22 protein-coding genes are annotated in these 21,857 nt (G+C 64.4%); 11 read left to right on the forward strand and 11 right to left on the reverse strand.

Going from position 1 to position 21,857, the window contains the following annotated elements; all coding sequences use genetic code 11:
- Positions 1 to 18: 18 nt before the first annotated feature.
- Genes IC761_RS28005 through IC761_RS28020 form a run of 4 tightly spaced genes read right to left on the reverse strand, consistent with a single transcriptional unit; the run spans position 19 to position 3,231 of the window.
- Positions 19 to 480, reverse strand: a complete 462-nt coding sequence (locus tag IC761_RS28005) for a chemotaxis protein CheW (RefSeq protein WP_195799904.1) — start codon at positions 478 to 480, stop codon at positions 19 to 21.
- Complete coding sequence (locus IC761_RS28010; RefSeq protein WP_195799905.1) at positions 480 to 2,546, reverse strand: chemotaxis protein CheA; 2,067 nt, start codon at positions 2,544 to 2,546, stop codon at positions 480 to 482. The genes IC761_RS28005 and IC761_RS28010 overlap by 1 nt, the downstream gene beginning before the upstream one ends.
- Positions 2,543 to 2,908, reverse strand: a complete 366-nt coding sequence (locus IC761_RS28015; RefSeq protein WP_092300982.1) for a response regulator — start codon at positions 2,906 to 2,908, stop codon at positions 2,543 to 2,545. Before IC761_RS28015 ends, IC761_RS28010 begins: the two co-directional genes overlap by 4 nt.
- Complete coding sequence (locus tag IC761_RS28020; RefSeq protein WP_195799906.1) at positions 2,908 to 3,231, reverse strand: STAS domain-containing protein; 324 nt, start codon at positions 3,229 to 3,231, stop codon at positions 2,908 to 2,910. Before IC761_RS28020 ends, IC761_RS28015 begins: the two co-directional genes overlap by 1 nt.
- A gap of 288 nt (positions 3,232 to 3,519) precedes the next feature.
- Between IC761_RS28020 and IC761_RS28025 the strand changes: the two genes are divergently transcribed.
- The 3 genes from IC761_RS28025 to IC761_RS28035 all read left to right on the forward strand — a co-directional run bounded on the left by IC761_RS28025 (position 3,520) and on the right by IC761_RS28035 (position 7,682).
- The gene (locus IC761_RS28025; RefSeq protein WP_195799907.1) at positions 3,520 to 4,656 is read left to right on the forward strand and encodes an HD domain-containing phosphohydrolase; all 1,137 of its coding nucleotides are present in this window, start codon (positions 3,520 to 3,522) and stop codon (positions 4,654 to 4,656) included.
- Positions 4,657 to 4,841: 185 nt separating this feature from the next.
- Positions 4,842 to 5,513: a hypothetical protein gene (locus IC761_RS28030; protein WP_195799908.1), complete on the forward strand. Its 672-nt coding sequence runs from the start codon at positions 4,842 to 4,844 to the stop codon at positions 5,511 to 5,513.
- 18 nt (positions 5,514 to 5,531) lie between these two features.
- Positions 5,532 to 7,682: an adenylate/guanylate cyclase domain-containing protein gene (locus tag IC761_RS28035; protein ID WP_195799909.1), complete on the forward strand. Its 2,151-nt coding sequence runs from the start codon at positions 5,532 to 5,534 to the stop codon at positions 7,680 to 7,682.
- Positions 7,683 to 7,700: 18 nt separating this feature from the next.
- Here the strand turns inward: IC761_RS28035 and pobA are convergent, their stop codons facing one another.
- Entirely contained in the window at positions 7,701 to 8,873 is a 1,173-nt protein-coding gene (pobA, locus tag IC761_RS28040; protein WP_195799910.1) for a 4-hydroxybenzoate 3-monooxygenase, read from the reverse strand.
- Positions 8,874 to 8,923: 50 nt separating this feature from the next.
- Between pobA and IC761_RS28045 the strand changes: the two genes are divergently transcribed.
- Together IC761_RS28045 and tuf are read left to right on the forward strand one after the other, a co-directional pair.
- Positions 8,924 to 9,826 carry a helix-turn-helix domain-containing protein gene (locus IC761_RS28045; protein ID WP_195799911.1) on the forward strand — a complete coding sequence of 301 codons (903 nt, stop codon included), beginning with the start codon at positions 8,924 to 8,926 and terminating at the stop codon, positions 9,824 to 9,826.
- Positions 9,827 to 10,110: 284 nt separating this feature from the next.
- A complete protein-coding gene (gene tuf, locus IC761_RS28050; protein WP_195799912.1) occupies positions 10,111 to 11,316 on the forward strand; it encodes an elongation factor Tu in 1,206 nt (401 codons plus the stop codon).
- 50 nt (positions 11,317 to 11,366) lie between these two features.
- Here the strand turns inward: tuf and IC761_RS35970 are convergent, their stop codons facing one another.
- From IC761_RS35970 to IC761_RS28060, 3 genes are all read right to left on the reverse strand, one after another.
- Complete coding sequence (locus IC761_RS35970) at positions 11,367 to 11,552, reverse strand: SPW repeat protein (RefSeq protein WP_246791345.1); 186 nt, start codon at positions 11,550 to 11,552, stop codon at positions 11,367 to 11,369.
- Entirely contained in the window at positions 11,552 to 11,755 is a 204-nt protein-coding gene (locus IC761_RS35975; protein WP_246791346.1) for a hypothetical protein, read from the reverse strand. The genes IC761_RS35970 and IC761_RS35975 overlap by 1 nt, the downstream gene beginning before the upstream one ends.
- Positions 11,756 to 11,849: 94 nt before the next feature.
- On the reverse strand, positions 11,850 to 12,869 hold the full coding sequence (locus IC761_RS28060; protein WP_210338486.1) for a GlxA family transcriptional regulator: 1,020 nt from the start codon (positions 12,867 to 12,869) through the stop codon (positions 11,850 to 11,852).
- 60 nt (positions 12,870 to 12,929) lie between these two features.
- Between IC761_RS28060 and IC761_RS28065 the strand changes: the two genes are divergently transcribed.
- Together IC761_RS28065 and IC761_RS28070 are read left to right on the forward strand one after the other, a co-directional pair.
- Positions 12,930 to 13,643: a DJ-1/PfpI family protein gene (locus IC761_RS28065; protein ID WP_195799914.1), complete on the forward strand. Its 714-nt coding sequence runs from the start codon at positions 12,930 to 12,932 to the stop codon at positions 13,641 to 13,643.
- Between the two features lie 38 nt (positions 13,644 to 13,681).
- On the forward strand, positions 13,682 to 14,071 hold the full coding sequence (locus tag IC761_RS28070) for a nuclear transport factor 2 family protein (protein ID WP_195799915.1): 390 nt from the start codon (positions 13,682 to 13,684) through the stop codon (positions 14,069 to 14,071).
- A gap of 79 nt (positions 14,072 to 14,150) precedes the next feature.
- Here the strand turns inward: IC761_RS28070 and IC761_RS28075 are convergent, their stop codons facing one another.
- Positions 14,151 to 15,305, reverse strand: a complete 1,155-nt coding sequence (locus tag IC761_RS28075) for a helix-turn-helix transcriptional regulator (RefSeq protein WP_195799916.1) — start codon at positions 15,303 to 15,305, stop codon at positions 14,151 to 14,153.
- Positions 15,306 to 15,614: 309 nt separating this feature from the next.
- Between IC761_RS28075 and IC761_RS28080 the strand changes: the two genes are divergently transcribed.
- Together IC761_RS28080 and IC761_RS28085 are read left to right on the forward strand one after the other, a co-directional pair.
- Complete coding sequence (locus IC761_RS28080) at positions 15,615 to 17,210, forward strand: di-heme oxidoredictase family protein (RefSeq protein ID WP_195799917.1); 1,596 nt, start codon at positions 15,615 to 15,617, stop codon at positions 17,208 to 17,210.
- A 66-nt stretch (positions 17,211 to 17,276) separates the two neighbouring features.
- A complete protein-coding gene (locus IC761_RS28085; protein ID WP_195799918.1) occupies positions 17,277 to 17,891 on the forward strand; it encodes a general secretion pathway protein GspN in 615 nt (204 codons plus the stop codon).
- A gap of 32 nt (positions 17,892 to 17,923) precedes the next feature.
- On the opposite strand, the gene pcaG is transcribed toward IC761_RS28085, so the two are convergent.
- Together pcaG and pcaH are read right to left on the reverse strand one after the other, a co-directional pair.
- A complete protein-coding gene (gene pcaG, locus IC761_RS28090) occupies positions 17,924 to 18,550 on the reverse strand; it encodes a protocatechuate 3,4-dioxygenase subunit alpha (protein ID WP_195799919.1) in 627 nt (208 codons plus the stop codon).
- A 17-nt stretch (positions 18,551 to 18,567) separates the two neighbouring features.
- Positions 18,568 to 19,350, reverse strand: a complete 783-nt coding sequence (gene pcaH, locus IC761_RS28095; protein WP_195799920.1) for a protocatechuate 3,4-dioxygenase subunit beta — start codon at positions 19,348 to 19,350, stop codon at positions 18,568 to 18,570.
- 96 nt (positions 19,351 to 19,446) lie between these two features.
- On the opposite strand from pcaH, the gene IC761_RS28100 reads away from it, so the two are divergent.
- Together IC761_RS28100 and pncB are read left to right on the forward strand one after the other, a co-directional pair.
- The gene (locus IC761_RS28100) at positions 19,447 to 20,376 is read left to right on the forward strand and encodes a LysR family transcriptional regulator (protein WP_195799921.1); all 930 of its coding nucleotides are present in this window, start codon (positions 19,447 to 19,449) and stop codon (positions 20,374 to 20,376) included.
- A gap of 81 nt (positions 20,377 to 20,457) precedes the next feature.
- The gene (gene pncB, locus IC761_RS28105; protein WP_195799922.1) at positions 20,458 to 21,762 is read left to right on the forward strand and encodes a nicotinate phosphoribosyltransferase; all 1,305 of its coding nucleotides are present in this window, start codon (positions 20,458 to 20,460) and stop codon (positions 21,760 to 21,762) included.
- The last annotated feature ends 95 nt before the right edge of the window (positions 21,763 to 21,857 follow it).

The raw sequence follows: 21,857 nt of genomic DNA on the forward strand, positions 1-21,857 counted from the left end.
GCGCCCCGAGACCTCATTTCAATTCAGGATACGTTCCATGTTGGGAACGATGACGAATTCCTCACGCCACTTTGCGATGAAGCGAATGAACTCCGGCTTCCAGTGCATGCCGACGCGCGGCGTCTGCTGCACGTCGGTCTGCGAGATCTCGGTGACCTCGTAGACCTTGTCCGCGGTGACGCCGACCAGCACCGGCTCGCCGTCAAGCTCGATCTCGATGACGACGATGCGCGTATCCGCGGAGTCCTCGAGCTGCGGCATGCCGAAGCGGATGCGCAGATCGGCGAGCGGAATCACGTTGCCGCGCACGTTGATCACACTGGGAACGAACGATCGTGCACCCGCGACCTTCGTCACCGGAACGGGGTCGATGATCTCGCGCACAAGGCCCGCGTCGAGGGCGAACTTCTCCTCGCCGAGACCGATCATCACGACCTGCATCGCGCCGGCCTGGTGTTCGGCTGCCAAACCGTCGGTCATCACGCCGCCTCGCTGATATGCTGTTTCTCGACCTTCGACTGCGCCAGCGCGACGAGCTGCGCGACGTCGAGGATCAGCGCCGCCGTGCCGTCTCCCAAAATCGTCGCACCGGAGAAGATCGTGACGTCCGAATGCAGCTTGGAGAGCGACTTGATCACGGTCTGGTGGTTGCCGATGATCTGGTCGGCGACGAGACCGACATGGGTCTCGCCGGTCGAGATGATGATCGTCTTCTGGTGGCGGTCGGGCGCGCCGGACGCGTTCATGATCTCGCGCAAGCGCAGGAACGGCACGAGATTGCCGCGGACGTTGAGGAAATTGCGGCCGCGCGAGCGCTCGTCCTCGGCGGTCAGCTCGATGCATTCCTCCACCGCCGACAGCGGAATGATGTAGCGGCCCCCACCGACGCGGATCAAAAGGCCTTCGATGATCGCAAGCGTCAGCGGCAGGCGCAGCGTCACCGTGGTGCCCTGGCCCGGCCTGGTCGAGAGATCGATTGAGCCGCGCATGTTCTCGATGGTGCGCTTGACCACGTCCATGCCGACGCCGCGGCCGGACAGCGCCGAGATGGTCTGCGCGGTCGAGAAGCCCGGATGGAACAGGAACTGGTGGATCTCGTGATCAGACAGCACGGCGCCGGCGGCGATCAGCCCCTGCTCTTCGGCCTTGGCGCGGATGCGCGCGGTGTTGAGACCGCCGCCATTGTCCTTGACGGTGACGAGCACCTGCGCGCCGGAGTGGACGGCTGCGAGCTCGATGCGGCCCTGTTCGGTCTTGCCGTTGGCGGCGCGGGTCGCGGTGTCCTCGATGCCGTGATCGATGGCGTTGCGGATCAGGTGCACTAGCGGATCGGCCAGGCACTCGATCATGGTCTTGTCGAGCTCGGTGTCCTCGCCGGTGGTGACGAATTCGACCGGCTTCGACAGATCGCGCGAGAGATCGTGAATGAGACGACGGAAGCGGCCGAACAGCGAGCCGATCGGCACCATGCGCGCGCCCATCGTGGTGTCACGCAAGGAGGAGGCGAGACGCTCGATCTCCTCGGCGATCATCTTGATCGAGAGATCGGAGCCGGAGGCCGCAAGCTGGGTCAGTCGCGCCTGGGCGATCACGAGCTCGCCGACGCGGTCCATCAACTCGTCGAGACGCTCGGCCTGCACGCGGACGGTGGCGATGCCACGATCGTCGCGCTTGCCCTCGGGCTTCGGCTCCGGCTTGGGTTCTGGCTTGGGTTCCACCTTCGCGACGGGCGGCGCGGCGACCGGCGCGACGGCAACCTCGACCACCGGCGCGGGCATCTCGGCCGGCTCCTCGTCGAGGAGCTGGAACAGCGGCGCCGGCGCGGGCGCTTCGACTTGCTCCAGCGGCGAAAGAGTGAGCTTCATCTCGTCCGAGACGAACATGAAGACGTCGTCGATCGCGTCCTTGTCGCAGGCCGCGTGCAGCTTGACGTCCCACTTCAGATAGCAGTCTTCCGGCTCCATTTCGTCGAGGAACGGGATGCCGTCGGTGATCGGCACGACGAAGCAGGGGCCGAGCTTGCAGAGATCTTCCAGCAGATCGAGCGGGTTCGAGCCGTTGCGCAGAATGTGGGATTCGAATTCCAGGTAAAGGTGCCAGCCGGCCTGCCTGCTCTCGGACGGCGCCAGCGGCGGCGCTTCGACGATCTCGGCGACCGGAGCGGCGGGCCGGTCGGACGACACGAAACGCTTGAGGTCGTCGAGGATGGCCTCACCGATGATGTCGTCGGTCGACTGCGGATCCTCGATCAGCGCGCGGATATAGTCCTTGGCGGCAAGCGCGACCGCGATCAGCTCCTGGGTCGGCTTGATCTCGCCCTTGCGGACGCGATCGAAGGCGGTCTCGAATTCGTGGGTGAAGGAAGCGACCTTGTCGAAGCCGAACATGGCGCCCGAGCCCTTGATCGTATGCAGGGCGCGGAAGGCGGAATCGACCAGCTCGCGGTCGTCAGGACGCAGGCCGAGATCGAGCAGAGCCCCTTCCAGGACCTCGAACAGCTCGCTGGCTTCCTGGCGAAAGACCTCGGTCGGGTCCATCGCGCTCATGCACGCACCAGCTTGGCGACGACGGCGAGCAGCTGCTCGGGCTTGAACGGCTTGGTGATCCAGCCGGTGGCGCCGGCGCTCTTCGCTTCCTGCTTCACTGTGTCGTTGGATTCGGTGGTCAGGAACACGATCGGCATGCCGACCGCGCTCGGCAGCTTGCGCAGCGCCTTGATGAGCTCCAGCCCGTTCATGACGGGCATATTGAGATCGGTGATGACGAGATCGAGCTTGCCGGCCTGCGCCTTGGCGAGCCCCTGTGCGCCGTCACCGGCCTCGATCACGCTGTGACCGGCCGGCTCGAGCACGACCTTGATCATCTGCCGGATGCTGGGGGAATCGTCGACCGTGAGAATCGTGGCCATTAGGTGCCATCTTTCTTTTGCGGGAAATGCTGATCGATCATCGCCTCGCTGGCGAAACCGGCGCGGCGAAGGGTGTTGCGCAGAGATTGGGAAAATGACGTGAGGACCACAGGGCGGCCCTGGGCATCGCCAGTCTTGGCGGCCGACAGCAAAAGCTGGATCGAGGTCACGTCGGCCTTGTCGACGCTGGAGCAGTCGATCTCGAGCCGGTCCTGCCGGCCAAAGGCCTCGCGGATCAGGTCATAGACGCTGCGGATCGCAGCAATGCTGCAATCCGCAGGCAGCCGTAGGGACCACTTCGGCTCAGTCACATCAGACGACATTCGTCCCCCAAATTTCCCCGGGGATTCGGTGCACGCATGGCGCGAATCCCGCGCGATGACTATTCGCTTGGGAGAGTGAGCAAACTCCTAATGGGACTCCCCGTACAACTACGGGTCACAATCCCCAAAACTTCGCGTCTGCATGCATGCGTGCATAGCCCGCTCAAATCTCATGCGCTGCGCGCAGTCTTGAAGCTGTTCGCCGCTGGTTGGACGTTTGCTCCGCGTTAAATCGCAAAGGCTATTCGTTGAGGTCATGCTTCGCCATCCGAACGAGTCCGGCCGCCGATGCTGACCCAAGCGCTTCTGGTTGACGACAGCCGCTCTGTCCTCAATTTCCTGAAACGTCATATCGAAGCGGAAGGCCGGGTCGAGGCCACCACCTTCCTCGATCCCGTCGAGGCCCTGGCCTGCGCGCGCGAGCGCGTTTTCGACCTCGTGCTGGTCGACTACGAGATGCCGCACATGGATGGCATCAGCTTCATCCGCACGCTTCGCAGCCTGCCCGGCTGCGCCGACATCCCGATCGCGATGATCACGTCGCGACAGACCGACGACGTCAAGATGGAAGCGCTGCAGGCTGGTGCAACCGATTTCCTGCCCAAGGCACCACAGAGCGTCGAGATGACGGTGCGGCTGCGGAATTTAATTCAGCTTGGTGCAGCCGTACGCAAGCTCAATGACCGCGCCGCGCATCTGGCCAGCGAAGTCGCGGCCGCGACACGCAAGCTCGGCGAGCGCGAGGAGGAGATCATCCTGCGGCTCGCGCTCGCGGTCGAATACCGCGACAACGACACCGGCGAGCACACGCTGCGGGTCGCCGGCTATAGCCGCATCATCGCCGAGCAGCTCGGGCTTCCTCCCCGGCTCTGCCGCGACATCTATCTCGCCGCCCCCCTGCACGACGTCGGCAAGGTCGCCATTCCCGACAATATCCTCCTCAAGCCCGGCCGGCTCACCGATGAGGAGATGGCGGTGATCCGCACCCATGCCACGATCGGCGAGAAGATTTTGGCCGACTCCAGCTGCGAGCTGATCCAGCTCGGTGCGCAAATTGCCGCGGGACATCACGAGCGTTGGGACGGCGCCGGCTATCCGAATGGCCTGACGGCGGACGCGATCCCGCTCGCCGCGCGCGTGGTCGCGGTCGCCGACGTCTTCGACGCCCTGACGACACGACGCCCATATAAAGAGCCGATGCCGCTCGAGGCGGCACGCGCCTATCTGGTCGAGAACCAGGGGCGGCAGTTCGATCCGGCCTGCGTCGCGGCGTTTCTATCGCGCTGGGACGAGGTTGTGGAAATTGCCGGGCAGCGCGGGACGCTGGTGCAGACATCCGGGGCTGACCCCTCACCCATGATAGAGAGAGTGGCCGGAAGCGGTGCAGACCTCGACCGTTCCCCCGAGACCACCGTGGCGATCTGATTGCGAATCCAGTAACGGCTTGCCAAAGCTCCGTTTTCTGCCATCACAGGCTTGAACCTCTTCCTAGATAGCCTGCACCAATTCATAAGAGTGATTGTAATCACACTTGCCTGGGCCATCCGCTGCTAAGCATGTGACCAGGACGGGGATCAGTCGCGCATCGTTCGAACTGGATGAGAAAACCCATGAGAAGCCTGATCAGCGCCATTGTCGGCGTGTTTTGCCTCACGGTCCCCGCCGTCGCGGAGACGCCGGCCGCGATTGTCGAGGACATCCAGGGCAAGGTCGACGGCGTCGAGTTCATGGACTATGTGGCGCCCGGCAAGATCATCAAGCTCGGCCCCAAGGCGGGCATCACGCTGAGCTATCTCAAATCCTGCATGCGCGAGACCATCAGCGAGGGCGTCGTCCTGGTCGGCACCGAGCAGAGCACGGTGCAGCTCGGCAATGTGCAGCGGGTCAAGGTGCCCTGCGACGCCAATGCGGCGCAGCTCTCCGATCGCGAGGCCAACCAGAGCGCGGCGACCACGTTCCGCACCATGCGCAACGACGTCAAGGGCGGCGCACCGTCGAAGCTGCCGACGATCTATGGCACGGCCCCGCTGATCGAGGCCAAGGGCGGCACCACGCTCACGATCGAGCGGACCGACGGCAAGGAGCCGACGATCAGCGTGCCGCTCAAGAACGACATCATGGTCGGCGGCAAGTTCTACGACCTGACCAAGGCCAGGAAGTCGCTGACGCCGGGCGGCACCTATCTCGCGACACTCGGCACCAAGCGCTACACCTTCCAGGTCGACGCCAGCGCCACCTCGTCACCGACGCCGATCATCAGCCGTCTGCTGCGGTTCGAATAGCCGGCCGGCGACGGCGCGATGCGGCGGATCGGCAGGCGGGACATCGTTGCGGCGATCCTGATCGCGCTCGTTGCGGGCGCGGTTTTCACGTCGCCGCCGCTCGAGGCGCTGCAAGGTCTCTCGCTCGACATCCTCACGGCGTTGCGCTGGGAGCTCGTCGGCGATCGCCGCGATCCCGCGACGTCGCCGGTGGTTGTGGTGGCGATCGACGGCGAGACCTATGACACCCCGCCCTTCAAGGGATCGCCGACGCAAACCTGGACACGCGAGATCGGCCGGGTGCTCACTGGCATCACCGAGGGCGGCGCCAAGGTGATCGGCTTCGACGTCATCTTTCCGAGCTCAATCGAGCAATCCGAAATTCCCTTCGGCGACGCGTCGTTCGGCAGCCGCTTGAAGGGATTTGACCGGGACTATCTCATCGCGCTGCGTAAGCTGTCCGACGGCGGCAAGCTCGTGCTCGGCGAGATCCTGAGCAACGACCATCCGGACGCGCCCTACCCCGCACAGCGACTTGCGGTGAGAAACAACGTCCGCGCCCTCAATGTTCACACCGACACCGACGATGTGATCCGGCGTATGCCGCTGAGCTTTTCCTTCGACGGCAAGCCGGTTCCCGCGATGGCGGTCGAGCTTGCCGCGCGCGCGCTCGACGCAAAACCTGAGACTGCATCGTCCGGCGTGACGACATTGGCCGGTTATGCCATCCCGAGCGCCGTGCCTAACACGCTGACGCTCAACTTCCGTGGCATGGGTCGCGACGTTCCCGCCTATTCCTTCGCCGACCTGCGGGCCTGCGTCGAGAAGGGCGACACCGATTTCTTCCGCCGCGCCTTCGGCGGCAAGGTCGTGCTGCTCGGGACCATCCTCAATTTCGAGGACCGCAAGCTCACCTCGATGCGTCTCTCCGGCGGATATGACGGGACGCCGGGTGCGCGATGCGCTTTGCCTGCACCGGCGAGCACGGTACAAAAGGCGCGCAGTGACATCGCCGGCGTCTTCGTGCACGCCGCCTTTGTCCGAAACCTGATCGAGCGCGACGCCGTCACAGAGCTTGGCGCCCCGCTGCGTATCATTCTGACGATTGCGTTCGCGGCGATCATTGCCTGTGCGGCCTGCATGCTTGCACCGGGCGGCGCGCTGACGACCTGGCTCGCACTCACCGCCGCCTACGCCGCTGTCGCCGTCGGCGCATTCGTCCACGCACTCGCGCTTCCCTTGACCGAGCCTGCGCTCGCGGGCCTCACCGCACTCGGAATGATGACCAGCTACCGCTTTGTCATCGCCGACCGAGAAGAGCGCTTTTTGCGCAAGAGCTTTGCGTTCTATCTCGCGCCTGAGGTGATCAACACCATGGTCAACTCCGGCAAGATGCCGGAACTCGGCGGCGAGATGCGCAACATCACGATGTTCTTCTCCGACCTGGCCGGCTTTTCGTCGATTGCCGAGAAGATGACACCGGCTGAGCTGGTCGCGCTGATGAACGAATATCTGTCGGCCATGACCGACATCATCGAAAGCCATGGCGGGTATGTCGACAAATATATCGGCGATTCCGTCGTCGCCATGTTCGGCGCCCCGGTCGACGATCCCGATCATGCGCGACACGCGGTGGCCGCAGCGCTGCAATGCCGCGACCGGCTGGCGGAGCTCAACGGCAGCCATCCTGCATTCAAGGGCCGCGGCCTTGCCCACCGCATCGGGCTGAACAGCGGTGAGGCCGTGGTCGGCAATATCGGCTCGCGCCGACGCTTCAACTACACCGTGATGAGCGACACCGTGAACCTCGCCTCGCGGCTCGAAGGCGCCAACAAATATTTCGGCACGACGATCATGGCCTCCGAAATGACGGTCACCCAGAGCCGCGGCGCCTTCACCTGGCGCGAGCTCGATATGGTCAGGGTGCAGGGACGCGACGAGCCGATCCGGGTGTCCGAGCCGCTCGCCGACAAGAACCAGGAGACGCAGGAACAGGGCATCCGCGCGGCGACCTACGCCAAAGGACTGGCGTGCTGGCGGGCGCGCGACTTCGCGAAAGCGGCCGAGCTGTTCGAAAGCGCGGCCGGCGACGATCCGCCGTGCCGATACTTTGCCAGGCGCGCGCGCGCGTTGGCGGCAAACCCGCCGCCGCCGGACTGGACAGCGGTGAATACGCTGGAAGGGAAGTAGCCGCGCGAGCTGCGCTTGCTAAAACGGCAGCCCGACATAGTTCTCCGCAAGCAGCCGCTGCGCGGTCTCGGACGAGAACAGATACTCGAGCTCGGTCTGCTGAAGCCGATCCTCATATTCGGAGCGGTCGGGAAAACGATGCAGCATCATGGTCATCCACCACGAGAAGCGCTGCGCCTTCCAGATGCGGGCGAGCGCCTTGGCTGAATAGCCCTCGAGGCCGGAATCGTCGCCCTGCTGATAATGCCCGAGCAGCGCGTGGTAGAGATAATAGATGTCGGAGCCGGCACTGTTCAGCCCGCGCGCGCCGGTCGGCGGCACGATATGGGCGGCATCTCCGGCAAGGAACAGGCGGCCATAGCTCATCGGCTCGGCGACGAAGCTGCGCAGCGGCGCGATGCTCTTCTCGATCGAGGGGCCGGTGACCAGGCGGCCGGCAACCTCGTCCGGCAGTCGACGCTTCAGCTCTGTCCAGAACGCGTCGTCCGACCAGTCCTCGACCTTGTCGGTGAGCGGCACCTGGACGTAGTAGCGGCTCAGCACCTGCGAACGCATCGAGCACAGCGCAAAGCCGCGCGCGTGCTTCACATAGATCAGCTCCGGCGACACCGGCTTGGTGCGCGACAGCACCCCAAGCCAGCCGAACGGATAGACCTTCTCGTATTCGCGCAGCACGTCCTTCGGGATCGATCTGCGGCTGACGCCGTGAAAGCCGTCGGCGCCGACGATGTAGTCGCAATCGACCCGGACGGTCGCCCCGTTCGCTTGATAGGTCACATAGGGCCGATCCGAGGTCAGATCGTGCGGCGTGACGTCCTCAGCGTTGTGCACGACCTTGCCGCCGAGGCGGTCGCGCGCCTCGTAGAGGTCGCGCGTCAGCTCGGTTTGGCCGTAGACCAGCACCGAATTGCCGCCGGAATGCTTGTGCAGATCGATATGGGAGAGCACGCCGTCATGGGCGATCTCGAATCCCCTGTGGATCTCGCCCTCGCGATCCATCCGCTCGCCGCATTGCGCCTCGCGCATCAATCTTGCAAAACCGTGCTCGAGCACGCCGGCGCGGATGCGCGCAAGCACATGGTCGCGGCTGTATTTCTCCAGCACGACCGTGTCGATGCCCTTCAGATGCAGGAGCTGGGACAATAGCAGCCCGGACGGCCCGCCGCCGATGATGCAGACCTGAACTTTCATTCTTGCGTCCTCCCGTCTGCGCTTTTTTGCAGATTCCGCTACCCAGACCGATGGAGGCTTTCGCCATTGTCTTGTACAATTCGAACATGAGAAGCGCAGCCTCCGCCCCGGCGATCCGGGTCTACAATCTGTTCGGCGAGTCCGGCGATCTGCCCGACGTCGTGCATTGCGAGACGATCGCGTCCCGCTCGGTGCTGCACGACTGGACGCTCGCCGTGCATCGGCATGCCCGGCTGCACCAGGTGCTCTTGATCGAACGCGGTGGCGGCGAAGCAACGCTCGAGGGGCGCGTGGAGCCGCTCAAGCCGATGCAGATCGTCAACGTGCCGGTCGGCCATGTCCACGGCTTCCGTTTCGTGCCCGGCACGCAGGGCTGGGTGCTGACCATCGCCGCCGAAATCCTCGACGAGGCGCTGCTCGCCGCCGAGGGCCTGCGCGGCGCGCTGTCGCGCTCGGCCGTGGTCCGCGGCACGCCGCAGATCCGCGCCACCATGAAGCAGATCTTTGCCGAGCACGCCGCGCGCCATTTCGGCCGCGCCCATGTGCTGCGTGCATTGTCGGCGGCCATGATCGGCCTCGTCGCGCGGGCGCTCACGAACGAGAACGGCGGCAACGGCGCGGCGGAATCCGGTCTGTTCCGCCGCTTCGAGGCGCTGCTCGAAGAGCACCATCTGGCGCGCTGGACCGTTGCCGACTACGCGGGCGCGCTGTCGATCACGCCGACCCATCTCAACCGCGTGACACGCGCGGCGACCGGCGACACCGCCTCGCATCTGATCCTGAACCGGCTGATCCGCGAGGCGCGCCGCAACCTCGTCTATACCAACCTGCCGGTCTCGACGATCGCCTACGCGCTGGGTTTCGAGGATCCCGCCTATTTCAGCCGCGTCTACGCCGCCGCCACCGGCCTGTCGCCGCGCGCTTTTCGCGAGCAGCTTCACGGCGGGGAGTAGCGGCGGCAGGCTGCCCCTTGCAAAAGGTGCAGCCATCCCTTATGTACGCGCCTCACTTTGCAATCAGGCAACCGACAATGCGGCAGTCACAGCAAGCATCAGTGCTGATGATGACGGGAGGGCTAATGCCCTCGTCCGCCGTGGATCTGCTTTGCGCCTGAACGAACGTCACACCTGACAATCGAAGCGGCCCGGAGCGGATACGGCTCCGGGTGCCGAACGAGCTCTCGCGGTGCCCCGAGTCGTGCAAACCAGCACGGGAGCTCGAGCACCACAGGTGTCCTATGTCCAAAGAGAAGTTCACTCGCCTCAAGCCCAACTGCAACGTGGGCACGATCGGCCATGTGGACCACGGCAAGACGACGCTGACGGCGGCGCTGACGAAGGTCTCGGCCGATTACGGCTGGGGCGCGTTCGTCTCCTATCAGGACGTCGCCAAGGCATCGGCTGCGCAAGGTACGCGTGACGATTCCAAGATCCTGACGATTGCGACGAGCCACGTCGAGTTTTCGACGGCGGCGCGGCACTACTCGCACGTCGACTGTCCGGGCCACGCCGATTATGTGAAGAACATGATCACCGGCGCGGCGCAGATGGACGGCGCGATCCTGGTCGTCTCCGCCGCGGACGGGCCGATGCCGCAGACGCGCGAGCATATCCTGCTGGCGCGGCAGGTCGGCGTGCCGCGCATCGTGGTGTTCCTGAACAAGTGCGATGTCGCGGATGACCCTGAGCTCGTCGATCTCGTCGAGATCGAGGTGCGTGATCTCCTGTCGAAGTATGCTTACGACGGGGACAACGCGCCGGTCATTCGCGGCTCGGCGATCCAGGCGCTGCGGGGCGAGACCGGTCCGCTGGCGGATCAGGCCATCCTGAAGCTGTTCGAGGCGCTCGATAGTTTCATCGAGGTGCCCGAGCGGCCGAAGGATCGTCCGTTCCTGATGCCGATCGAGGGCGTTCAGTCGATCTCCGGCCGCGGCACCGTCGTGACCGGGCTGATCGAGCGCGGCACCGTCAAGCTCGGCGACGAGGTCGAGATCGTCGGTCTCGGCGAGACGCGCAAGTCGGTGGTGACGGGCATCGAGACCTACCGGAAGATCCTCGAGCAGGGGCAGGCCGGCGACAATGTCGGCTGTCTGCTGCGCGGGATCGACCGGGAGGCGGTGCAGCGGGGTCAGGTGCTGTCGCGGCCGGGTGCTGCGAAGCCGCACCGGGCCTTCCGGGCGGAGGTGTACGTGCTGACGAAGGACGAAGGCGGGCGGCACACGCCCTTCTTCGGGAACTACCGTCCGCAGTTCTACTTCCGCACGGCGGACGTCACCGGCACGGTCCAGCTCGGCGATGGCGTCGAGATGATCATGCCGGGCGACAGCGCCGAGCTCACGATCGAGCTCAACAAGGCGATCGCCCTCGAAGAGCGGTCGCGCTTCGCGATCCGTGAAGGCAACCGCACCGTCGGTGCCGGTGTCGTGACCGCAATCGTGGAGTAACGGATGGGGGCCGGGTCGACCGGCCCCCATCCACAATAGTCAACCGCGCGTTACTGGTGCGCCGTCTCCCGTCCAGACTTCGCGGGCATATCCTCCGGATGCCTCTTCTCGTAATGCAGGAAGAGATCAAGCAGCGCCAGAAGCACGATGACGATCCCGAATCCGATGCTCAGATGCATCGCCCGCGTATGAGGAAATCCGAGCAACCAGGGCGAGGCGATGAGCCAGACGCCCATCAGGACGTTGATCCACTCCTCCCATCCCGGTAAGCAATAATAGCCGCCAGCGACAGCACGACAATGATCGCGCTGGTGACCCAGAGGTCGATCTTGCCCCGGCTGTTGGTCAGCTTGAACAGCCACGGCGATATGAAGAGAACGGCGGCCAGAAACAAGTTGTAGACGTCAGGGGCAGTTTCGCGTTCTTGCAGCTTGCTCATGGCAAACCCTCCGCGAGGGACCTGTCGAAGCAAGAAGCATGACCCAATTTGGTTCCTCACCGGCGGCGGCCGCTTGCCTAGACTTTGGTCTCACTCAGGAACCGAAGCGGCGGCGATAGTCCTGCGGTGAAGTGGCGAGCACGCGAAGGAAGCTGCGGCGCATGGTTTCCTCGGAGCCGAAGCCGCAGCGCTGGGAGATCCGCTTCGCCGGCAGGCGCGTTTCCGACAGCATCCGCCGGGCCGCCTCGACCCGCAGCCGCTCGATCGCACGCAGCGGTGTCAGCCCGGTGGCCTTGGCATAATGGCGGCTGAAGCTGCGCTCGCTCATGCCGGCCTGATGGGCCAGTCGCGACAGGGAGAGATCGCCGGCGAGATGCTTGTTGATCCAGTCGTGCAGCGCGCCGAATTCGTCCTCGGCCGATTGCAGCGACAGCGCCTCGCTGAACTGCGCCTGGCCGCCCGGCCGCTTGAGGAAGACGACGAGATAGCGCGCCACCGCCAGCGCCGTGGTGCGGCCGAGATCCTCCTCCACCAGGGCCAGCGCCAGGTCGATGCCGGCAGTGACCCCGGCCGAGGTCCAGATGGCCCCGTCGCGCACGAAGATCGGATCGGCCTCGACGCGTATGGCGGGGAAGCGTCGCGCGAGATCGGCGCAGTAGGACCAATGGGTCACCGCGCGCCGCCCGTCGAGCGCGCCTGATGCTCCGAGCAGGAATGCGCCCGTGCAAACCGACGCAACCCGTCGCGCCTTCTTCGCGCGTTGCCGCAACCAATCCAGCAACGCCGGATCCGACGCTGCGAGGTCAACGCCCGGACCGCCCGCGACCAGCAGCGTATCCAGCGCGCTGGAACTGCGCGGCAGCGGCTCCGTCGTGATTTCCAATCCCGACGACGCCGCCACCTGCGTGCGATCTTTTGCCACCACGCGAAGGGCATAAGGCGGCGTCCCCCCGGCCTCCACGATCTGCTCGTTCGCGGTCGCAAACACCTGGAGCGGTCCCGTGACGTCGAGCAGCTGCACCGACGGATAGGCCAGCACCTCGATCACGCGGGTTGAACCGGCCTGCGCGGCACGCGAACCGGAACTTGGCGAGAAACGAGGGGTCTTTGGCATTTGCGCCATAGCGTGCCCGGTTAGATTGCCGCTGTCCAGCATCGAGTTGAGAGCAAAACCATGATCCCGCCCGAGACCCATTTGCAAATCGGATCCCTGCTGTTCGACGGCCTCGACCAGATCGATCTCACCGGCCCCTTCGAGGTGCTGTCGCGCATCCCCAACGCGACCTATCGCGTCTATGCAAAAACGACCACCCCCGTTCGCGACGTTAAAGGCTTGCAGCTGACGCCGGATGCGACGCTCGTCGAGGCGCCCCGGCTCGACGTGCTTCATGTGCCGGGCGGCTTCGGCCAGGAAGCCATGATGGAGGACGAGGAGATCCTGGCCTGGATCGAGAGGCAGGTCGCAGGCGCCGGCCACGTTTTCTCCGTCTGCACGGGCGCCTTGCTGCTCGGCGCCGCAGGACTGTTGCGCGGACGCCGGGCAACGACCCATTGGGCTTCGTTTCACCTGCTGCCGTTGTTCGGCGCCATTCCCGTCAACGAACGGGTCGTCGTCGACGGCAATTGGGTCTTCGCTGCCGGTGTCACGGCCGGAATTGACGGCGCGCTGCGGCTCGCAGCCGAGCTCCGCGGCGACGACGTCGCGCGCGCAATCCAGCTCTACATGCAGTACGCGCCGGAGCCGCCGTTCGACAGCGGCACGCCGGAGCGCGCCGCCGGCCCGATCCTCGACCAGGCGAAGAGGGCGGTGGCCGCCATCACCGCGCAGCGGGAGGCAACGGCCCGGCGCGTCGCGGCGAGGCTCGGGATCGCCGCCTCCAATCTCTGATTCACGACGCTCATATCGACCAACCGAAGGAGGACATCATGAGCACGAAAACCTTCACCAGGACCGCGCCGCCCGAATGGCTTCTCGCGATGTGGAAGGAAATCGACGACAAGACGTTCGGCAAGGGCTTTGACTGCTTCGCCGAAGACGCGATCTGCAATCTCGGCGTCGCCGACTGGCACGGCCGCGAGGCAATCCGCAACAATCTGCGGCAATTCATCGACCGCGGCTTCACCGCGCTTCACGACGTCATCGAGTTCTGGGACAGCCCGCTGCTCAAGATCTTTCGCGGCGAAGTCTCGATGCGCTTCGACGATCCCAACATCGCGTCCGTGCGACCGACGATGGTCCATTTCTTCTATATGGACGAAAAGGATCCCACCAAGGTCAAGCACTGGATCGGTGCGGTCGGACCGACCGGCTTCTAGCGGCCTATTGCTCTGAGCGCGAAGGCCTGCCTCGGACAACGGGATCGGCTTCATCCACCGATGCGGCGGCGCGCGGCGGCTAGTCTGCGCGCCCCGCTTTCTCACGCACGACCGGCTCGGCGGGGGCGAACGCTGTCATGGCAAGCCTGATCAGTGTCGCCTGACGGTCAGTACCGGTTTTCTGCAAGAGCTTTTGCAGATGGGTTCGCGTCGTCGGCTCGGAAATGCCGAGCACAATTGCCGTCTCCTTCACGGTCATTCCCTGAGTCAACATGGCGAGCACCCGGCACTCAGCGGGAGAAATTCCAAACCGTTTCTCGAACAATTCGTCCGGCAACGCCTGCACATCGCCAAGCGATTGAATAAACACCGCAACCGATGCGCCTGAAGAAGCCGCGAGGTCGCCGCGCACCCGCCCGTCGAGCGGCAGGATCCAGGCAGCGAGGTCGCCACCATCCGCCCGGCCAATCGGAAGCACCGCTGCCGGCCGGACAGACTCGATCGCATCCCCAAGCGTCACGCGCTCGATCGTCCGCATCAGTTCGGCGTTCGTCCGGGGATCGCAGCACGCAAGGCAGTCGCCGTCGCGTCTTATCGCATTACGCTGATCAAGGAGCCGGCGGCCGGCAGAATTGGCATGAACAATGCGGGATCTGCCATCCACCAGGATGACACCGATCCTGAGCAGGTCGAACGCCGCGGACAACGTATTGCTCTGTTGCGACGGCACGTCGAGCAGCTCTGCAATGCCCACGGCGCGCCGGACATGCGGAGCAACGATACGCAGCCGTTCCAGTATGACATCGGAGATCGGACGCTCGCACGGCACCGACAGGCTGCTGAAGTGATCCACCTTGCGTGTGAGAACGGTCAATGCGGTATCGTAGTAGCCGCTCGGCGCGATCACCTCATTATAGAACCGGCTCTTCAGATAATTCTCCCGCCCAAGAGCGTCCTCGCCGGAGAAGGGTTCGTCGATGCCGACCAGCCAACCCATCGATATCATCGGGTTGATCGCGGTGCTCTCCGTCATACTCCTCTGAAAATCCGGGCTAATCCCCCATTGCGAGATCAGGTGAAACTGTCGCCTGTAGGGACTTTGCGTCGAGATCGCAGCTGCTTCGCCGCCTATATAAGCGACCACCTGTTTCAGCGTCGCCGACCAGTTCGCCGGCGCGACAGCACAATCGTAAATACATCCTATCAGCTCTCGCAACTTTTCGTCCTCGCCCATGGGTCACTCCGCGGGAGACAAAATTCGCTCTGACCGACTGGATCGGATGACCGGACGAAATATTCCCGAAAAAAAGTCGCACTCATTCAAACGAATGAATACACGGGCGTGCCCCGCACTCAGGATGCTGCTTTCGAAGTGATACGCTTGAGACGGTGATTTTCAGCATCCCAGCGCAAGGGCTGGCCGGCCGCGGCGGCGGCGATTTAAGGCGCTGACATCACCTAACCAACGACAAGGAGGCTCCGTCGCGATCGCGCCAAAACGATCGCGGGACGAATTTTGCATTCTTTTGAAGGGATCATCACCATGCCCTCGTATTTTTCTCGCATTCTTTTGGCTGCAAGCATCGTTCTCCTGCTCACCGATCACAGCTTCGCTCAACGAGACCCCGGAGTGCGCGGCGGCCTGCAAAACACGGGAGGCGGGCTTCAGGCCCAAGGCATCAAGATTCCCGTGCCGCCGCTCATCGTCAGGAACGGCAATACCCAGATCAGCGACAATGAGAAGCGATCGTTCTACGAAGGCATCCTCCGCGCCGGGCAGTTGGAATCAAGCTGCGATAACTGCGCGATGGTGACCGACGGCTCACCCGCGCCGAAAAATCCGATCAACGGGCTCAAGGAGCTCGACCCGATTTTTCCGCAGTTCACCACCAATTCGAACGGGCTCGGTGCACGCCACAATGCCGACCAGTGCTTCGGGTGCCACTTTCAGCCGACATTGGGCGGATCCGGCGGCTTCCTGGTTCCCAATCCGGTCGATCTCGCGAAATTCGGGCCAGGAGCTGCCCGGCCACCAGAGAATCCGCAATTCGATCTGATCCCGCACCGCTTCGGCAAGCAGAACATCGTTCCTTCTTTTGAAGAGCGGTACGGGCCGATCCGGGAGGTGCGGTTCATCCACAAGGTCGATGCCAACGGCGATTTCATTCGCGACAGCAACGGCGCGCTCATAGCGGATGGCGGCGTGCATCAACTCTGGACGGTCAAGGGCATCAGCAACGATCCAACGATTCCGAATTGTTCGTTGACCCAGCCGAATTTCGAAAAGCAGCTGCGGCAGAACAACCTCGCGTTCCGGATTCCCTTGCAGATGACCGGTCTCGGTCTGATCGACTCGATCCAGGATCGCGAAATCCTTGCGCGCCAAGCGGCGACGCAGGGCGCGCGAACGGCATTGGGTATCGCCGGCCGACCCAATCGCAGCGGCAATGATGGCACCATCACCCGCTTCGGCTGGAAAGCGCAGAACAAGTCGCTCACCATGTTCTCGGGCGAGGCCTACAACGTCGAAATGGGCATCACCAATGAGTTGTTTCCCACTGCGACCGAGGAGGATCCGGCGTGCAACGGTCCCAACAAGCCGGAACCGAACGACGTCACGCGTATGGATTCCGACGACGAGATCAACCAGTCTTTCTTCAATCCGCTGCATGTTCTCGCGGATTGGATGCAATTCACCTTGCTGATGCGTTTCACGGACGGTCCGCAGCCTGCGCCGAACCCGAGTCCCAGTGCCATTCGTGGCAGGCAGTTGTTCAGCGATGTCGGCTGCGCGCTCTGTCATACGCCGACGATGCAGACGGCGCCGGTGATGAACAGCGCAGTGCTGCAGAACCGGCCCGTCAACCTGTTCTCGGACCTGCTCTTGCACGACATGGGCGCGGGCCTCGCGGATGGTGTCAGCCAGGGTCAGGCCGGTCCGAGCGAATTCCGGACCACGCCGCTGTGGGGCGTCGGTCAGCGCATCTTCTTCCTGCATGACGGGCGAACCAGCGACCTGGTCGACGCAATCAGGGCGCATCGTTCGAACGGATCGGAGGCCAACGCAGTCATCGGAGCATTCAGCAATCTGCAGATCTCCGACAAGCAGGCCATCCTGGACTTCCTGCGCTCGCTCTGAACGTCACCCGCATCGTTACCTGCCCGCGACGCTCGCGGGCAGGCTCATTGGAGGTTTGGTCATCGCATGGGTGGCCGCGGCATCGCACTTTTGACGTTGGCATTTGTCGGCATTGCCGGCGGGCTGTTCGGCGCCCGCGCGCGCGGAGCGTTCGACGCCGGGCTTGAAAAGACTGATCCGGAATTGCCCGCCTTGAAGCGGCTTCCTCCCGAAGATGCGTCGCCCGCGGAGACGCGGCCGCAGGGCAATCCGCTCTGGGGCGTGCCGATCGGCTCGTTGGCCGAGACGATCCAGCGACCAATCTTCACCGCCCTCCGACGTCCGCCCTCGCTGACGCCGGCCCCTATCCCTGGACCCGCGGCAGCGCCCGAACCCGTGAGGCAGAGCGCGCCGCAACGGCCGAACCTCAAATTGGTCGGGACGATCTCCGGCGGCGCGCTTCGTCTCGGCGTCTTTCTCGACGAAACATCGCAACAGCCCACGCGCCTTGCGGTTGGAGAAAACCACAACGGCTGGGTTTTGCGCGCAGTGAGCCCAAGTGACGCCCGCTTCGAAAGCGAAGATCGGGCGGTCACGCTTCTGTTGCGCGTCGAGCCAGACGCACACGCGCCGCCCAAAGATGGCGCGGCTCCGCGCGAGGAGCCTGCCGCGCTCGTTCCCGCGCGGCACCGCAGGCGCTGACGCCCGGCCGGCTTCGTCGGGCAATCGCCCCGCTAGACGTCGAAGAACACCGTCTCGTCCGGCCCCTGCAAATTGATCGTGAAGGAATACACGATCTTGCCGGCCCGCTCGCCGCGAGTGGCGATCAGCGTCTTGCGACGCGCCGGCGGCTCGACCAAATTGAGCACGGGATCGGCCGCGTTGGCGGCTTCCTCGTCGGAGAAATAGAGCCGGGTGTTGAGGCCGATATTGATGCCGCGCGCGACGATCCAGATGTTGACATAAGGCGCACATCTCCGGCCAGCCGTGTCGATGATCGCGCCAGGCTTGATGGTCTCGAACGTCACCAGCCCGGTCTCGAAATCCGAGCCTGCGCGGCCCCAGCCGCGAAACTCCTGGTCCAGCGCGCCAGCCGAGCGATCGGCCGGATGGCTGTAGCGGCCGGCCGCATTGGCCTGCCAGATCTCGAGCAGCACGTCGCGCAGCGGCGTGCCGCTGCCGTCGATCACCCAGCCTTCAAGTGTGATGCGCTCGCCCTTGGTGTTCGGCGTCACCAGCACGTTGGAAAAATTCTTCTCGAAGATGTCGAAGCCGGCCATCGCCGGGATCAGGCCGATATGGACGTAGGGCCCGGCGGTCTGCGACGCGGTTTCCTTGAGATAGTTGAGCGGCTGCGGCATGATTCAAAATCCTTGGCTCAGTTCCCTTCGGGACGATTTTCGAAATAGGTGGAGCGCTGGCCACGCAGCACGATGTCGAAGCGGTAGGCGAGCGAGTCGAACGGCGTCGACGCATTGAGATCGAGCGGCGCCACCAGGCGCTCCAGCGCGTCCTTGTCCGGGATGGTGGTCAGGATCGGGCAGACCGGGATCAGCGGATCGCCCTCAAAGTACATCTGCGTGATCAGCCGCTGCACGAAGCCCGAGCCGAACACCGAGAAGTGGATGTGGGCGGGGCGCCAGCTGTTGACGAAGTTGCGCCAGGGATAGGGACCGGGCTTCACGGTGCGGAAGTAATAATAGCCGGTGTCGTCCGTCAGCGCGCGGCCGCAGCCGCCGAAATTCGGATCGATCGGCGCCAGATACGTGTCCTTCCTGTGCCGATAGCGGCCGCCGGCATTGGCCTGCCAGAACTCGACCAGCGTGTTCGGCACGCCGCGCCCGGTCTCGTCGAGCACGCGGCCGTGGACGATGATGCGTTCGCCGACGGGATCGCCGTCCTTGGCGTAGTTGCGGATCAGATCGTTGTCGAGCGGACCGAGATCGTCGTGGCCGAACACCGGCCCGGTGATCTCCGACACCGAATTCTCGATCGACAGCAGCGCCTGGCGCGGCGAGCGCAGCACCGAGGATTTGTAGCCGGGCGCGTGCGCCGGCGGATGGATCGAGCGGTCGCGCTGGAAGAAGCCGCCGTCGCTTAGCCTGAACGGCTCGGGGCGGTTGAGGCGGGGATCCCTTAAGGCTGGCGCCTGGGCATGCATCGGCGTTGTCTCTCCCTGTGCTGCGCCGGTTCCGGGCGCGCGGCTTATCGGGAGATTATGCGGCGGTCTATTCCACGGATAAATAGATCGATTATAATGAATTGCATGAGAGAAATCGATCATTTGGCGCTCGACGGCCACGCCCTCGAACTGTTCCTCGCCGTGCTGGAGGAAGGCTCGGTGACGGCGGCCGCCACCCGTCTCGGCCTGACGCAATCCGCGGTCAGCCACGGACTGAACAAGCTGCGGCGGATCGCCCGCAATCCGCTGTTCGCCAAATCCGGCCGCGGCATCGTCGCGACCTCCCACGCCCAGGCGCTGGCCGCCAAGGCGCGCGCGCTGATCGACGAGATGCGCAGCTTTGCCGGCGGCGTCACCTTCGAGCCGAAGCTCGCGCAGCTCTCGCTCACGGTCGCCGCCAATGATTTCCAGCGCGACCTCTTGCTGCCACGGTTCTTCGACCATGTCGCGGCGCAAGTGAAGAGCCTGAACCTGCGCGTGATCCCCTCGCAATCGCCCACGCCCGCGATGCTGCGCGAAAACCGCTGCGATCTCCTGATCACGCCGCTGCCGCCGTCCGGCGTCGACATCGTGCAGAAGCGCCTGCTGCGGGATCATTACGTCTGCTACTACGATCCCAAGGCGCGTCCCGCGCCTGCCGGCCGCAGCGCCTATCTCGCGGCGCGCCACGTCACTGTGGTCTATACCGACAATGAGCGGCTCGACTTCGACCGCCGGCTCGCGGCCAACGGCTTCCACCGCGACATCGCGATCTCGGTGCCGAGCTTCTCCGGCGTGCCGTCGTTCCTGCGCGGCTCGCGGATGCTGGCGAGCATGCCGAGCCTGCTGGCGTCCGGTGTCATGCACGGATTTTCACAGGTGCCAATTCCGCTGGCCTCGCGCACGCGGACGCTCGCCGAGCTGCCGATGTTCATGGTCTGGCACCAGCGCTATCAGAAGGATCCCGCGCACCGCTGGATCAGAGCCCAGCTCGAGAGCGTGGCGGTGTCGGCTGCGGCGGCTTGAGCGCGGGCCCCCGGCCGCGGGAAAGCCTGATCCCCGCCAAACCCACTGGTTGCGCCAGGCCCGCCACGCTAGAATTCCCCCATGACAGTGACCGATATTGCGAGCCGGACCTACAATCACAGCTGGCGGCTGGATCCCATCATCCGCAGCCTGCTCGACACCGACTTTTACAAGCTATTGATGTTACAAATGATTCGGGAGGCCTACCCGGATCAGCAGGTGACCTTCTCGGTCATCAACCGCTCGCGCCATGTGCGGCTCGCCGAGATCATCGACGAGGGCGAGCTGCGCGCCCAGCTCGACCATGCCCGCACCATCCGCTTCGGCAAGAAGGAGCTGATCTGGCTTGCCGGTAACACCTTCTACGGCAAGACCCACATGTTCTCGGCGGACTTCATCCGCTGGCTCGCCGAATTCCGCCTGCCCGAATACGAGCTGCACAAGGTCGACGGCCAGTACGAATTACACTTCCACGGTCCCTGGACCCACACCACGATGTGGGAGATCCCGGCGCTTGCCATCCTCAACGAATTACGCTCGCGCGCGGCGATGAAGGGCCGCGGCCGCTTCGAGCTCGACGTGCTGTTTGCCCGTGCCAAGGCCAAGCTGTGGACCAAGGTGGAGCGGCTGCGCAAGCTCGAGAATTTGCGGCTGTCCGATTTCGGCACTCGCCGCCGCCACGGTTTTCTCTGGCAGCGCTGGTGCGTCGAAGCCGTGAAGGAAGGCCTGGGTTCGTCGTTCATCGGCACCTCCAACGTGCTGCTCGCGATGGACAACGATCTCGAAGCGATCGGCACCAATGCGCATGAGCTGCCGATGGTGGCCGCTGCGCTGGCCAAGGACGATGAGGAATTGCGCTGGGCGCCCTATCGCGTCCTCGACCAGTGGCGCCAGACCTATGGCGGCAACCTCCTGATCGCGCTGCCCGACGCCTTCGGCACCAAGGCCTTTTTGCGCGATGCGCCGGAATGGGTCGCCGACTGGACCGGCTTCCGTCCCGACAGCGCGCCGCCGATCCAGGCCGGCGAGGAGATCATGGCCTGGTGGGAAAAGAAGGGCCGCAATCCCCGGGAAAAGCTGCTGGTGTTCTCCGACGCGATGGATGTCGGCTCGATCGAGGAGACCTATCACCACTTCACAGGCCGCGTGCGGCTCTCGTTCGGCTGGGGCACCAACCTCACCAATGATTTCGTCGGCTGCGCGCCGGACGGCTCGTTCAATCTCGATCCTATCTCGCTGGTCTGCAAGGTGTCGTCGGTCGACGGGCATCCGGCCGTCAAGCTCTCCGACAATCCGGAGAAGGCGACCGGCATGCAAACCGAGATCGAGCGCTATCTGCGGGTGTTCGGCGACGCCGGCCGCGTGCGCAAGCCGGTGCTGGTCTAGCGCCAATTCTCTCGTTCGGGTAAATCGCGCTGGATGGATTCGAACCGTCCGCGCGCGGATATCGTGCGGGTTCCGGCTCGTGTGCATTTGCAACG

Origin of the sequence: Bradyrhizobium commune (genome assembly GCF_015624505.1) — a bacterium.
Classification (GTDB): Bacteria; Pseudomonadota; Alphaproteobacteria; order Rhizobiales; family Xanthobacteraceae; genus Bradyrhizobium; species Bradyrhizobium commune.